General features: G+C 50.9%; 10 protein-coding genes. All 10 read left to right on the top strand.

Annotated features, from left to right (window positions below):
* The first annotated feature begins 126 nt into the window (after positions 1–126).
* Positions 127–1,380 (top strand): MFS transporter, encoded by a 1,254-nt coding sequence (locus AB4124_RS12985; protein ID WP_076323941.1) that lies wholly within the window; start codon positions 127–129, stop codon positions 1,378–1,380.
* A 448-nt stretch (positions 1,381–1,828) separates the two neighbouring features.
* The gene (locus AB4124_RS12980; RefSeq protein ID WP_076323942.1) at positions 1,829–3,082 is read left to right on the top strand and encodes a sugar ABC transporter substrate-binding protein; all 1,254 of its coding nucleotides are present in this window, start codon (positions 1,829–1,831) and stop codon (positions 3,080–3,082) included.
* Positions 3,083–3,191: 109 nt separating this feature from the next.
* Positions 3,192–4,097, top strand: coding sequence for a carbohydrate ABC transporter permease (locus tag AB4124_RS12975; RefSeq protein ID WP_076323943.1), 906 nt, complete (start codon positions 3,192–3,194; stop codon positions 4,095–4,097).
* 50 nt (positions 4,098–4,147) lie between these two features.
* Positions 4,148–4,966, top strand: coding sequence for a carbohydrate ABC transporter permease (locus AB4124_RS12970; protein WP_076323944.1), 819 nt, complete (start codon positions 4,148–4,150; stop codon positions 4,964–4,966).
* A 41-nt stretch (positions 4,967–5,007) separates the two neighbouring features.
* The gene (locus AB4124_RS12965; RefSeq protein WP_076323945.1) at positions 5,008–6,009 is read left to right on the top strand and encodes a LacI family DNA-binding transcriptional regulator; all 1,002 of its coding nucleotides are present in this window, start codon (positions 5,008–5,010) and stop codon (positions 6,007–6,009) included.
* A gap of 24 nt (positions 6,010–6,033) precedes the next feature.
* Positions 6,034–6,795, top strand: coding sequence for an alpha/beta hydrolase (locus AB4124_RS12960; RefSeq protein WP_076323946.1), 762 nt, complete (start codon positions 6,034–6,036; stop codon positions 6,793–6,795).
* Between the two features lie 202 nt (positions 6,796–6,997).
* On the top strand, positions 6,998–9,163 hold the full coding sequence (gene bglX, locus AB4124_RS12955; protein ID WP_441973113.1) for a beta-glucosidase BglX: 2,166 nt from the start codon (positions 6,998–7,000) through the stop codon (positions 9,161–9,163).
* A 40-nt stretch (positions 9,164–9,203) separates the two neighbouring features.
* Positions 9,204–12,581, top strand: coding sequence for a GH36-type glycosyl hydrolase domain-containing protein (locus tag AB4124_RS12950; protein ID WP_441973112.1), 3,378 nt, complete (start codon positions 9,204–9,206; stop codon positions 12,579–12,581).
* A gap of 83 nt (positions 12,582–12,664) precedes the next feature.
* Positions 12,665–13,162 carry a GNAT family N-acetyltransferase gene (locus AB4124_RS12945; protein ID WP_076323948.1) on the top strand — a complete coding sequence of 166 codons (498 nt, stop codon included), beginning with the start codon at positions 12,665–12,667 and terminating at the stop codon, positions 13,160–13,162.
* A 223-nt stretch (positions 13,163–13,385) separates the two neighbouring features.
* Positions 13,386–14,045, top strand: a complete 660-nt coding sequence (locus AB4124_RS12940; RefSeq protein WP_441973111.1) for an MOSC domain-containing protein — start codon at positions 13,386–13,388, stop codon at positions 14,043–14,045.
* Positions 14,046–14,058: the final 13 nt, after the last annotated feature.

Raw genomic sequence — 14,058 nt, 5'->3', positions numbered from 1 at the left:
TTATAGAGCATCAAAAAGATGGAGTTCGCCTCTTTCTTTAAGAAGAATTATAAAAGCCCACAGGGGCTTTTTTTTTAGGTTAAATGCGTAATTATACTGCTGCGAGGCTGCTGGGAGATTATAAACATGAAATGGTTGGAGCAGTACCCTAAGGAAGTAAAAGGTTTTCTTGTTGCAAGTCTCGTTGCCTCTGCAGGCGGGTCCTTGATGTGGCCGCTGACAACGATGTATGTATTTGATGAACTGGGACGCAGCATGAAGGATGCAGGCTTTGTCATCCTGATTCAATCTCTGGGGGGAATCGCCGGTCAACTCCTTGGCGGCGCGCTGTACCACCGGGTAGGGGTGAAAAAGCTCATTGTAGGCTCGCTGCTGCTAAATGCCCTCGGGTTGTTCACCCTTCCGTTCATTAATGGATTATGGGGCTTGTTTATCGCTATGATGGGTTTCATCGGATTCTGTAACGCGATATCGATGCCAGCCATTCAGGCATTTATCGGCTTCCGGTTTGCCGATCGGCGGGGAGAATTGTTTAATGTCATTTATGTCGCGAATAATATAGGCGTAGCCTTGGGAACGGCCATGAGCGGTTTCCTGGCGGAGATTTCCTATCATTTAAGCTTTGTCTTAAACGGGGTCACGTCCTTTGGATTTGCTATTTTCTTCCTGTCCTACCTGACGAAGCTGGGTGGAACGGACGTATCGCAAGGGGCCCATCATCCGCAGCCTAAGAATCCGCTGCCGGCAGGCCCCGGGGCTTGGGCATTGCTCGGGAACACCCGAATCTATCTCTTTATGGGATTGGGTTCCCTGTTCTTGTGGTTCGGGAATTCCATCTGGAATACAGGGGTGTCTCCATTCATCATCTCGGAGGGAATGTCCAAGACAGCTTATGGCTATTTATGGACGCTGAACGGGATCCTGATTTTTGCCGCGCAGCCGCTCACGAATGCCATCAAGCGCTGGGCGGCTCGTACGGAGAGCAGTCAGATGACGGCAAGCGCGTTGTTCTATCTGGCAGCTTATGTCGTTATCGTGACGGTGCACAGTTATCCGGGCATGATCTTCGCGATGGTGCTGGCTACATTGGGTGAAATGCTGATTTCGCCTGCGATCCCGGCTTTTATCTCGGAGCGTGCAGGACAAGCCGCACCGTTCTATATCGGCGTGACAGGCGGCATGGGTGCCGCAGGCCGGGTGATTGGGCCATATGCGATGGGAACGATGTATGACGGCGGCGGGCTGACGCCGGTGGCATGGTTGGCAGCAGGTGTTGCCGTGCTGTCAATCCTGTCATTTGCGGTACATGGCCGGCTTAGTAAGGGCATCCCGCTGCATCATGACGGTCATGACAAGGATGCAGGTCACCTTAAAGCCTAACTCAGGTTTTAAAAGTTGAAATAATTTCAAGATATAGGATTAAGCATCGGGCATCCTTCGAAGCCTGATGCTTTTTTGTCCATGGTTTAAGGCTTACACCACTTGTCAAAGAAACGCCTTACAAAAAAAATAAAAAGGATATTGAAATCGCTCTCAGGGGGAGCTATAATGAACTTGTCGAAACGTTTCAAAACGGAATGCGTTTTTTGTAGTTATCAAGTAAGCGAACTATTTATTATGAATACGCAAGAGCATGTTTATCCCAATGATAACCATGAAAAGGTGCTTTATAGGGGGAATGAAGAGACAGTAGGATTATAGAAATAACCTTTATCCGGCGTCTTTATTTTTTCGAATATAATCGAAACGTTTCGAAGTAAGTGCTTTCAATTAGGTTTTGTATTACGTTTCGCATGGTGGTAAACATTAAAAACGGGGTGAATGTAGAATGAGAAAAAAATCAATATTGTGGACGTTGGCAGCATTGTTGATGTTCTCCGTCGTATTAGCCGGATGCTCGGGCGGGTCTGAGAAAGCAGACGGAGGTAGCAAAGGCGGCGAGGGCAAGAAAGAGCTGAAAGTTTGGTTGATGGGTGACACAACAGACGAAACTCTGATTAAGGCATATGAAGAGAAGAACCCAGGCGTTAAAGTAAGCGTTCAATTGATTCCTTGGGGCAGCGCGCATGACAAGCTGCTAACAGCCGTTGCATCCAAAAGCGGCCCTGACGTTGTGCAAATGGGAACAACCTGGATTCCGGAATTTGCTCAGGCTGGGGCTTTGCTCGATCTGACGCCTTATCTGGAGCAGTATCCAAACTTGAAGCAAGAAAACTATTTTGACGGTGCTGTGCAAACCATGAGTTATGATGACAAGGTTGTCAGTATCCCATGGTATGTGGAAACGCGCGTACTGTTCTACCGTACGGACATTCTGGCTGAGGTAGGCTATCCGGAAGGTCCTAAGACTTGGGATGAAATGAAGGATGCCGGTAAGAAACTGGCAGCTAGAGGGGACGGCAATTACGCAATCACCATTGATGCGAAAGATATGAACTATCTGTCCATGTTTGCTTGGCAGAATGGAAGCGATATGATCGATGCGAACCGGGCACCTCATTTTAACGAGCCGGAATTCATGGGAGCCATGGAATACCTGAAGAGCTTCTACGACACGGGTATGACGCCGCTTACCAGTGATTTGGATCTGTTTGCCGCATTTAAAGACGGACAATTCCCGATGTTTATCAGTGGTCCTTGGATGATTCAAGGCGTTAAAGACAAGGCGCCTGAAATTGAAGGTAAATGGGCTACGACAACACTTCCAGCTAAAGAAAACAATGCATCGTTCCTAGGCGGAGCGAACATGTCGGTATTCAATACAACCGAAAATGCAGATGAAGCCGTTAAATTCATCTCCTTCATGAGTGAAAAAGAATCACAGCTGACCAATTATGATGTGGCCAAAAACCTGCCTGCTGTTAAGAGTGCATGGGAAGACCAACGCTTTGAAGATCCGATTTTTGCTACCTTTGGAAAACAGCTCGAAAGCGCTAAACCTGTTCCGTTCATTAAGGAGTGGGATGCTGTCTCCCAAGAAGCCATTGCCGCTTTTGAGAAAATTACCCTTGGCGGAGCTGACATCAAAGCAGAAATGGATCTTCTGAATCAGAAAGCTACTGAAATTCTAAACAAAAAATAAGAGTGCGTCTTCACGCAGCCCGGCTTGTTTCTTCGAAGGATGAAACAAGCCTGACTGCTTCCAAAGGGCGTTATTCTTTCATTGAGAAACCCACACTTGCAGGAGGTGAATGACATTGCAGAACTTTATCAAGCGCTTTAACCAATATAAGTATCCTTATATGTTTATTGCGCCCGCACTGGTGCTGCTTCTGACGTTCTCAATCATTCCGATCATCATTGCGCTTGTCATCAGCTTCACGGATATTGACCTTGCTGGTCTCGCTAATTATTCAAACATTGAAGGCGTTGGCTTCGATAATTTTATGAATGTATTTAAAGATCCGGTCTTTCTGAAATCCATGTTTAACACCATGTTCTATGTTATTATCGGAGTTCCGCTTGTCGTAATGCTTGCCATGGGCGCTGCATTGCTGCTTAACTACGGCACGGGATTGTTGTTTAAAACATTCCGCGTCGTGTATTATATGCCTTCCATTACGAATATTGTGGCGGTCGCGGTTGTTTGGGGTTACTTGTATAACAGCCATTACGGCCTCTTTAACCATATATTGTCCTGGTTCGGAGTTCCGGCTCAGCAGTGGCTGACAGATCCGGCACTAGCCAAGCTATCGCTGATTCTGCTGGCCGTATGGAAATCCATCGGACTCAACATGATCATTTTCCTGGCTGCGCTGCAGGGCATTCCACGCTCCTATTATGAAGCTGCGGAAATTGATGGAGCGAGCAAATGGAAGAAGCTTCTATATATTACAGTACCGCTGCTTAGCTTTGCGACCTTCTTTGTCACCATAACGACATTGATCGGCTGGATTCAGTTCTTCGAAGAGCCGCTGGTTATGACCAAGGGCGGCCCGCTCAATTCAACGATGTCGATGGCTCTCTTTATTTATAACAATGGCTTCCAGCTTAGCAATTTTGGTTATGCGGCTGCAGGATCGTTTGTGCTCTTCATCATCATTATCGCTGTAACGGTCGTACAATTCGCAGTCAAGAGAAAAGATGTCGAATATTAAGGTTCAGGTTCAAGCGATGTTCCTTATCGTAACTGAAGGAGGCTCAGGGTATGGCAGCTAAAAGAATTGAGAAAACAGTCATGACGGTGCTGCTCATTGCAGGGGGACTGCTGATGATGATTCCATTTATCTGGATGATCACGTCCTCATTCAAGCCGGAAAATGAATTTACGGCGGTTCCGCCGACGTTATTACCGAAAGAATTTACGGTTAAAAATTATGTGGATTTATTTACGAAGCTGGACTTTATTGTATATCTGAAAAATACGCTTATTATTGTGTTCTGGTCTTTTGTCGGTCTGTTCCTCAATGCGCTTGCAGGATATGCATTCGCTAAATACGAGTTCCCTGGCAATAAGAAGCTTTTCTATCTCGTGCTGGCAACGATGATGATTCCGGGACAGGTTACTATGATTCCAGTCTACCTGCTGATTAATGCCATGGGATTGACTAACACGATGGCGGGTATTGTGCTGCCTGGCCTGGTCGGAGCATTCGGTATTTTCCTCTTCCGTCAGTTTATGTCCACAATCCCGTCGGATCTGATTGAAGCATCAAGGCTGGATGGAGCGGGAGAGCTGCGGATTTTCTTCCAGTTGATTGTTCCGATCACGAAGCCCGTATTTGCTGTACAGGGAATCTTAGCGTTCATTGGCGCCTGGAACAGCTTCTTGTGGCCTCTCATTATGGCAAACGATCAAAAGCTTTATACGCTTTCGGTGGGTCTGCAGCTTCTGAAAGGACAGCATGGATCTGATTTCGGCCTCCAGATGGCAGGCGCTGCATTTATGGTTGTTCCGATTATTATCGTATTTTCTTTCTTCCAAAAACATATTATTGAAGGATATACGATCTCTGGCATGAAATAAAATAGATAGAGTTTCTTAAGTAGTAGAAGGGGCGTAAGGAAATGGCAACGATAAAGGATGTGGCAAAGCTCGCTGGAGTCGCCTTGTCAACGGCTTCATACGCGTTAAGCGGCGACAGCAGAGTGAGTTCCAAGACAAGATCAAAGGTGCTCGATGCAGCAAGGCAGTTGAATTATCGGAAGAACGGATTTGCCATGGATTTAAAGCGGAGCCGCACCAAGACAATCGCTCTTATTCTGACGGATCTATCCGGCCCTTATTATTCCGAGCTGATCCGAAGTGTGCAGGAAGTCGCTTTAACCAATGGATATGATCTGATCGCCTGCAGCTCGATAGGGGGCAGAGATTCAACGGCGGTTAAATTTTTGAGAGAGAAAAGGGCGGATGGTGCCATCATACTTGCACCTAATATTCGGGATGAAGTTCTGATCGAGACCTCCGGTCCCCAATTTCCGATCGTCGTGATGGATCGTCCATTGTGCAGCGAATACCTGGTGAATGTGCTGGTTGATGGAGAGCAAGGAGGGTATACGGCTACCCGTTATCTGCTTGAGAACGGTCATCGGCATGTGGCGTACATCAGCGGTTCATCGGATTCGTACGATAATCATTTGCGTTATCAGGGGTATTTACGGGCACTTGCCGAGGCGGGGCTGGAGGAACAGTCGAAATGGCGTCTCAGCGGCAACTTCGTGCGCGAGGGTGGTTACAATGCGACCAAGATGATGATCATGCAGGGGTCGCTCCCGTCGGCCATATTCTACGGCAACGACGAGATGGCCATCGGAGGATTGAAGGCTTTTGAGGAGAGTGGCATATCGGTGCCTGATGATGTATCCGTCATCGGATATGACGATATTCAATTAGCCGAATACGTGAATCCGCCGCTAACCACCATCAAGCAGCCCAAGAGCGAGGCGGGATCGCTTGCAGCCCATTTGCTGTTTCAGATATTGGGCGGCGAATCCGTGAAGCAGTCTTATATGCTGACGACTGAAATGATGGAACGGGCATCTGCAGGGAAGAGCAAAGTAGAGAATTAATAGACCGGATTGGAGATGAGGAACTTGGCATGGATCACGTGTGATTTTTATTCCGAAACACTGAAACTGTCTACCGGCATCGAGGTTTTTATACCGCAAGCCGCTTTGATGCCGTACGGTTCTTCTTCGAAACTGCCGGTGCTTTATTTGCTTCACGGCCGAGGAGCGGATCAGACCGAATGGATGCGCAGATCGTCCATCGAACGATACGCCGAGAATAAAGGCATCGCGCTCGTGATGCCGGGCGTCGGACGAAGCTATTATATGGACATGGCAAACGGCTTGCCTTACTTTACCTTCCTGAGCGAGGAGCTTCCAGAGCTCGTTCCATCGTTTTTTCCGGTGTCCGGACGAAGGGAAGATACCTTTGTCGCCGGAATTTCGATGGGGGGTTACGGAGCGTTCAAGCTGGCCATGAGTTATCCGGATCGATATGCGGCGGGCGCAAGCCTGTCGGGCGGGCTGGATCTTGTCAGTCGTGCTGCAGGGCTGGGCTTTCAGGAGCAAGAAATTCGAACCCTCTTTGGCCGTGTCGATAGATTACGGGGGAGCCGGGACGATTTGTTGTTTTTGGCCACGGAATTCGCGGCATATACAGGCGATAAACCGATGTTGTATCAGTGTTGTGGGACCGAAGACTTTTTGTACAACGATAACCAAACCTTTAGACAATATGCGGACAGCCTGGGGCTTCACATCACCTATGAGGAAGAACCCGGTGGTCATGAATGGGGATATTGGGACCGTAAAATTCAGCGTGTGCTGGATTGGCTGCCCCTGCCCTGATTTTTTTTCGTCCGCATGTATAGAAACGTTTCGATTATACGCGCAGATAAGCGCTGATTCCCTTGTTTTTTAGAAAGTTAATTTTCAAGTAAAAATGCTTATAAAATATATGGTTTTCGGGAAAACATGGACCGCTTCGGGAGAAATCAAAACGTTTCGAATTGACTATGAAGTGAACGGCAACAACAAAGGAGGATGGGAAATGGCAGACCAACAACTACTTTCTCTGGTAGAGCAGATGACGCTGGAGGAAAAAATTGCGCAGCTTATACAACTGGCCGTCCCTTTTTTCGAAGGCGCTCAAGAATCGGGGCAGATTACAGGACCGATGGAGTCGCTTGGCATCACCGATGAGATCGTAAGCAATGCCGGCTCCGTGCTGGGTTTGGCGGGTGCGGAGGAAGTGATAGCTGTCCAAGAAGCGCATTTGCGCAAGAATCGATTGAAAATTCCGCTGCTCATCATGGCCGATATCGTTCACGGCTTTAAAACAATCTTCCCGGTGCCGCTTGCCATGGGGAGCTCTTGGGACCCTAGCCTAGCGGAGCGGAGTGCGGAAATCGCCGCCCGTGAAGCGTCGGTATCCGGCCTGCATGTGACATTTGCGCCGATGGTAGAACTGGTGCGCGATCCCCGCTGGGGACGCGTGATGGAGTCGACTGGTGAAGACCCTTATTTAAACAGTGAATTTGCCAGAGCCTTTGTCAGAGGTTTCCAAGGGAATGACCTGAGCGGCGATCTCAACCGGCTGGCCGCTTGCGTGAAGCACTTTGCCGCATATGGAGCAGGCGAAGGCGGCCGCGATTACAACACGGTGGACATGTCCGAGCGTCAGCTGCGGGAATATTACCTGCCTGCGTACAAGGCTGCGCTGGATGAGGGTGTCGAGATGGTCATGACCGCCTTTAATACCGTGGATGGCATACCAGCTACGGGCAATAAGCGGTTGATGCGTGATGTGCTGCGCCGCGAATGGGGTTTTGACGGCGTGCTGATCTCCGACTGGGGTGCGGTCAAAGAGCTGATTCCTCACGGGGTAGCGGAGGACGAGGCAGAGGCCGCGTTAAGAGCCATCGAAGCGGGCGTGGACATCGAGATGATGACTTCCAGCTATGTTCATCATTTACCGGACATGGTACGCGAAGGCCTGGTAGACGAGAGTCTGATCGATGAAGCGGTGCTGCGTATTCTGTCATTGAAAAAGCGTCTCGGTCTGTTCGAGCGCCCTGTGCGGGGAGCCGATCCGCAGGCGGAACGGGAGATTGTGTTCTGCGAAGAGCACCGTCAGGCGGCCCGGGAGGCTGCGGCTAAATCCTGCGTGCTCCTGAAGAACGATTCCTTGCTGCCGCTGCGCGGTGAGCAGCGCGTGGCTTTGATCGGCCCGTTCGGTGCCAGCGGCGATATTCTTGGGCCATGGTCCTGGACGGGCTCGAAGGAAGATGCGGTGACCCTGGAACAGGGACTGCGCTCCAAGCTATCTTCCGGTAACCTCACGGTAGCCGAGGGCTGTAACGTGAACGTCATGACCGGGCAGCAGCTGGATGAGGCGATGAAGGCGGCGAAGGAAGCCGACGTGATCGTGCTTGCGCTGGGCGAGGATTCCGAGATGAGCGGCGAAGCCGGCAGCCGTGCGTTCATAACTCTGCCGGAGCCGCAGCTCGAGCTGATTCGGCATTTGAAAACGCTGGAGAAGCCGATGGTTGCCGTATTGTTCAACGGTCGTCCGCTGGATCTGCACGGTGTGCTGGATGAGGTCGATGCCGTACTGGAAGCCTGGTTCCCGGGAAGTGAAGGCGGAGCGGCCGTAGCTGCCCTACTTATGGGCGAAGCGAATCCTTCCGGACGTCTCAGCATGTCGTTCCCTTATTCCGTTGGGCAGGTGCCGGTATACTATAACCATTTTAATACCGGCCGTCCGAAGGATGCGCCCGATGCGCAGGTACGCTATGTATCGCAATATTTGGACATTCCGAATGAGCCGCTGCTTCCGTTTGGATTCGGCCTCAGTTATACGGATTTCCTCTATGGGAGCATGAGCCTGTCGGCAGAAGAAATGTCCCCGGATCAACCTCTTGAAGTTACGGTTTCGGTAACGAATGCCGGCGATATGGCCGGTGAAGAAGTCGTCCAGCTGTACGTCCGGGACCGATCCGGTGAGGTCGTTAGACCCGTCAAGGAGCTGAAAGCCTTCCGCAAGGTACTGCTGCAGCCGGGCGAACGCCAGGAAATCACCTTTACGCTGACCGAAGAACAGCTGCGGTATCATCATTCGGATCTGTCCTTTACCAGCGATGCGGGTGAGTTCGACGTCATGGTCGGAAAGAACAGCCGGGATACGGAGACAAGACGTTTTCGGCTTCGGAAATAACACGACTAACATCATTTATGCAGAATAGGAAGTGAAACTTGTGACAGCCAATCATGTAATGCACGATGCAAAAGTTGTACTCCAGGCAGGAGAATTGACGTTTTCCTTTTTGCCTAGCGGTGATCTTTATCAAGCCACTTACGGCACGACGATGATTAATCAGCTGCTCTCCAATTCGATTGATGGCGCCCTCAATAATTTGTTTCTGAGAATCCATACTGAAAGCGGCATTGAGGCCGTTCCTATGCTCGGAGTACACTCCAACAGCGTGGTCACTCATGCGGATAACCGGATGATGTGGGAAGGCAGCGTCAAGGGAGTAGATTATAAGGTTCTGTTTACCCCAACGGATACCGGCGCGTGGTTCTGGGACATTCAGCTCCAGGGGGAAGGAATTCTAGCCGACGTCGTGTATGGACAGGATATCGGCATCGCCCATCCGGGCGCCGTTCGAACCAATGAAGCATATTTGTCCCAATACATCGACCATGCTGTATTCGAGCAGGAAGGTCTGGGGTATGTCGTGTGCTCCCGTCAAAATCAGCCGCAGGGAGGCGTCTTCCCCTATCTTCAACAGGGAGCGCTGACTTCTGCGGTCGGGTATGCAACGGATGGCTTTCAGTTTTTTGGCCTTTCCTATAAAGAAACGAATCAGGCGGAGGCTTTATCCAAGGAGAGCCTGCCGAATGAGGTATATCAATACGAGTTTGCCTATACGGCCCTGCAGTCCCCTCGCGTACCGCTTAGTGGCACAACCCGGTTCGTATTTTACGGCTTGTTTAAAGAGAATCATCCGGATGCAGTCACAACACTGGAATTCCAGGATGAGCTTCAGGCTGCATGGCAGCAGGTTGAAGCGTCCCGCTTGACGGAGACGGGCAATCCGCTGCCTCGGATCGAGCGATCCGAGCGTTTCGGGGAGCCTCTGCGCACATTGCCGCTGACGGAAGACGAGCTGAACAATTTGTACCCTGTACGTTGCCAAGAGGAGCGTGAAGGGGAAGAACTGCTCTCGTTCTTCACGGATACTTATGAACATATCGTCATGAAGGAGAAGGAGCTTCGCGTAGAGCGTCCACATGGCCATATCTTGATGAGCGGCAACAATGTGAAACTGGGCAGTCCTGTCATTACGACAACCTCTTACATGTATGGTGTGTTTAATTCCCAGCTGGTGACGGGGAACACGAACTTCAACAAAATGATGAGTCATGCGCGGAATGCACTGAACGTGCCTAAGACATCCGGTCAGCGGATTTATGTGGAAATGGACGGCGAGTATCGTCTTCTGACGATGCCATCCTTGTTCGAGATCGGCTTTAACTATGTGCGGTGGTACTATAAGACCGAAAGCGACATGCTGATCATCACCAACTTCACGTCTGCTGCGGCATCGGAGGTTACGCTTCAAGTCCGTTCCGAGAGCGGAAGGGCTTATCGTTATCTGGTCACTATGCAGATCACGATGGATGTCAACGAATACGAAGTGCCTTATCATATGGTTCAGGAAGACGGTATTCTGACGTTCCGTGCCGATTCGTCTTCACTCAGTGCTTCTGTGTACACAGATTTGCATTATCGTCTTGGCGTGACGGGAGCCGATATGCAGGTTAAGGATGAAACTTGTCTGGCAAGCAACACCGCGTCTGGCAGTGCTTCCTTAACAGTACTTGAGCTTGGCGAGAGTGCGGAATGGACCATGACCGTACAAGGCAGCCTTGATGCAGCGAACGCTCCGCTTGCGGTGCGGGAAGCTGATGAAGAGATTGCAAGCTACCGCTCATTCTATGCTTCCGTCATGAACGGGTTCCATCTGAGTCTGCAGAATGGACAGGAAGAAGGCTTGTTCAAGGTGAATGCGCTCGCCTGGTGGTATACGCATAACATGCTCGTTCACTATTCGGTACCGCACGGTCTGGAACAATACGGCGGCGCTGCGTGGGGAACGCGCGATGTGTGCCAAGGGCCTGTTGAATATTTCATGGCTACGCATAAATATGAGCAGGTACGCGATATCCTGCTAGAGGTGTATTCCCACCAGTATGAGGATGACGGGAATTGGCCGCAGTGGTTCATGTTTGATCAATATGCCCATATTCAGCAGGAAGAGAGCCACGGCGATATTATCGTATGGCCGCTTAAGGTGCTGGGCGATTACTTGGCCGTCACACATGATTACGACATATTGGATTCGGTTGTTCCTTACACCAGAAAGCACAGCTTCGATTTTACGGAGCAGACGTACACCGTGCTTGAGCATGTGAAGAAGCAAATGGCCTATATTCAAAATCATTTCCTTCATGACACTTATCTGTCTTCTTATGGAGACGGGGACTGGGATGATACGCTTCAGCCGGCGAACGCGCAGCTGAAGCAGTTCATGGTCAGCAGCTGGACGGTAGCTTTGACCTATCAGACCTTGAACCAGTTCTCCCGCGTTATGGAGCGTGTGGACCAAGCGATGTCCGATGCGATAGGGGACCTCGCGGAAGGAATCCAGCAGGATTTCAATACGTATATTCTGAATTCTGAAGTGATTCCCGGTTTTGTCTATATGGAGAGCAAAGAGCAGAGCAAATTCCTGCTGCATCCGTCCGATCAGGAAACGGGAATCCAGTACCGCCTTCTTCCGATGACGCGCAGCATGATTAGCGAGCTGCTGACGCCGGAGCAGGCAGCAAGCCATTATGAGATCATCCGTGAGCAGCTGTTCTGTCCGGACGGCGTGAGATTGATGAACCGTCCAGCCGTATATGCCGGGGGCGTTAGCACGCACTTTAAGCGGGCGGAGCAGGCGGCGAATTTTGGCCGGGAGGTTGGTCTTCAATATGTGCATGCGCACATCCGTTATGTAGAGGCGATGGCCAAGCTCGGCAAGAGCAGTGAGGTTTGGAGTGGGCTTGAGCGTATTAACCCGATCGGCATTACAGAGGTTGTGCCAAATGCGGAGCTGCGTCAGAGCAATGCGTATTTCAGCAGCTCGGACGGGAAGTTCAACACGCGCTATGAAGCGCAGGAATCGTTTGATGCGCTGCGGAGCGGACGCGTGCCTGTCAAAGGCGGATGGCGGATTTATTCCAGCGGCCCGGGGATCTACATGAACCAGCTGATTTCCAATGCGCTTGGCATTCGCGAAGCGGGAGGAGACCTGGTGATTGATCCGGTCCTGCCGAAGACGCTGGATGGCCTGGAGTTCCAATTCAATTATGCGGGGAAGGCGGTAACGTTCATTTATCACGTGGATCGCGCCGAGCGGACCCGTATCACGATTAACGGGCAGGATGTGGCAGCGGATGCCATCCGGAACCGATACCGTACAGGCGGCGTTCGTATTGCAGGTACGGATTTCAAACGATTGGCCGGAGAGGGCGACACCGGCTGTGTCGTGGATATTTACGCCTCTATTCATGAACAATAAATCTTGACCCGTGAAACTCGTCTGCAAGAAGGCTAACTGGTCTGATATAATAGAGGGAATGGTTATCAAAGCGAGGGATGGCGATGAAGACCCGGCAAGAGACATTGACCATCCGGTTCTCCGAGATGAAAGATGCTGCTGCACTCATGGAACTCGACGAACTGGTATGGGATCGCAACACGGCCCCTGCCCCATTGGAGTGGACCTCAAGAGAACATTATCTTCTGCATTGTCCGCCGGGCACACAGCTCGTGGCGCTGCATGAGGAAGAACTGTGCGGTTACATCGGATTCCGGTCGCCCACAAGTCTTCACAGTAATCGTCATGTACTGGAGCTGAACATAGCGGTTCACCCTGCTTATCAACGGCAGGGCATCGGACAGCGGCTGATCGAGGCCGTGAAGGATATGGCGCGCGTGGAAGGCATTTCGAAGCTGAGGCTGCGGGTGCTGTCCAGTAATCCGGGCGCACTCTCTTTTTACAGGAACTGCGGGTTTCAGGAAGAGGGCAGACTGATTCAGGAGTTCTACGTGGATGGACGTTACGTCGATGATATCTTAATGTGTTGCTTCTTATCATGATCACATCATGATATCCCTCTAGGCCGGTTAACGGGCAGCAGAGAGATGGAGTTATAGGTTTGAACAGTCCGGCAGCTTGCCGGGCTGTTTCGTATGTTAAGGTCAACCAGGGATTTCTGGTTGGCCTTATGTTATTTGGCCCGCCGCTTAAATGGCTTCTGGACAAGGGCGCAGGCTATTGCATATAGTAGATGAAAAGAAAAGAAGGCGGAGGTTATTTTCCATGACCATGGGCATTGTATCGCTGAATGTGGGAAAGCCTGTAACGGTTGATTACCAGGGAAAGGACCTGTCTACCGGAATTTATAAGCAGCCTGCGGAAGGTCCCTTGTTCCTAAGTGCATTGAATTTCGAAGGGGATGGTCAGGCCGATCTCGTCAATCACGGCGGCGTGGATAAGGCGGTGTGCGCGTACCCCTCTGAGCATTATCCCTATTGGGAACGCTCCTTGGGCAAACAGATGGAGTATGCTGCATTTGGCGAAAACCTGACGCTGCGGGGGATGCTGGAGGATCGGGTCTGCATTGGGGATGTATACCGGATAGGCAACGCGGTGGTGCAGGTCAGCCAGCCCCGGTATCCCTGCTTTAAGCTGTCGCAAAAGCATGGCGTTAAAGATATGCCGGCAAGAGTATTGAATACGGGCTACAGCGGGTTTTACTTTCGGGTCCTGGAGGAAGGGAATGTCCGCGCCGATTCCGTGGTCGCTCAGCTTGAGTCTCATGCTTCCGGCATAACGGTCCTGGACGTGCTCCAGATGATGAAGGATGGACGGAAGGATGACCGCGGGTTGTCCCGCATGCTGGAGATCGATGTGCTGTCAGCCAGCCTGAGGGAGCAATTCGGCAAATGGCTGGAGACCCTGCGGGACAACCAGGAGTGAGACGTGGGCTCCC

The organism is Paenibacillus sp. 2KB_20 (assembly GCF_052115765.1).
Taxonomy (GTDB): domain Bacteria; phylum Bacillota; class Bacilli; order Paenibacillales; family Paenibacillaceae; genus Paenibacillus_AQ.
The sequence above is the reverse complement of the archived record's forward strand: the minus strand, read 5'-3'. Positions and strand labels throughout refer to the sequence as shown.

What these genes read in the sequence shown, in the direction of transcription:
- AB4124_RS12985 (WP_076323941.1), top strand. Translation starts at nt 127, where the DNA reads ATGAAATGGTTGGAGCAGTACCCTAAGGAAGTAAAAGGTTTTCTTGTT.
- AB4124_RS12980 (WP_076323942.1), top strand. Translation starts at nt 1,829, where the DNA reads ATGAGAAAAAAATCAATATTGTGGACGTTGGCAGCATTGTTGATGTTC.
- AB4124_RS12975 (WP_076323943.1), top strand. Translation starts at nt 3,192, where the DNA reads ATGACATTGCAGAACTTTATCAAGCGCTTTAACCAATATAAGTATCCT.
- AB4124_RS12970 (WP_076323944.1), top strand. Translation starts at nt 4,148, where the DNA reads ATGGCAGCTAAAAGAATTGAGAAAACAGTCATGACGGTGCTGCTCATT.
- AB4124_RS12965 (WP_076323945.1), top strand. Translation starts at nt 5,008, where the DNA reads ATGGCAACGATAAAGGATGTGGCAAAGCTCGCTGGAGTCGCCTTGTCA.
- bglX (WP_441973113.1), top strand. Translation starts at nt 6,998, where the DNA reads ATGGCAGACCAACAACTACTTTCTCTGGTAGAGCAGATGACGCTGGAG.
- AB4124_RS12945 (WP_076323948.1), top strand. Translation starts at nt 12,665, where the DNA reads ATGAAGACCCGGCAAGAGACATTGACCATCCGGTTCTCCGAGATGAAA.
- AB4124_RS12940 (WP_441973111.1), top strand. Translation starts at nt 13,386, where the DNA reads ATGACCATGGGCATTGTATCGCTGAATGTGGGAAAGCCTGTAACGGTT.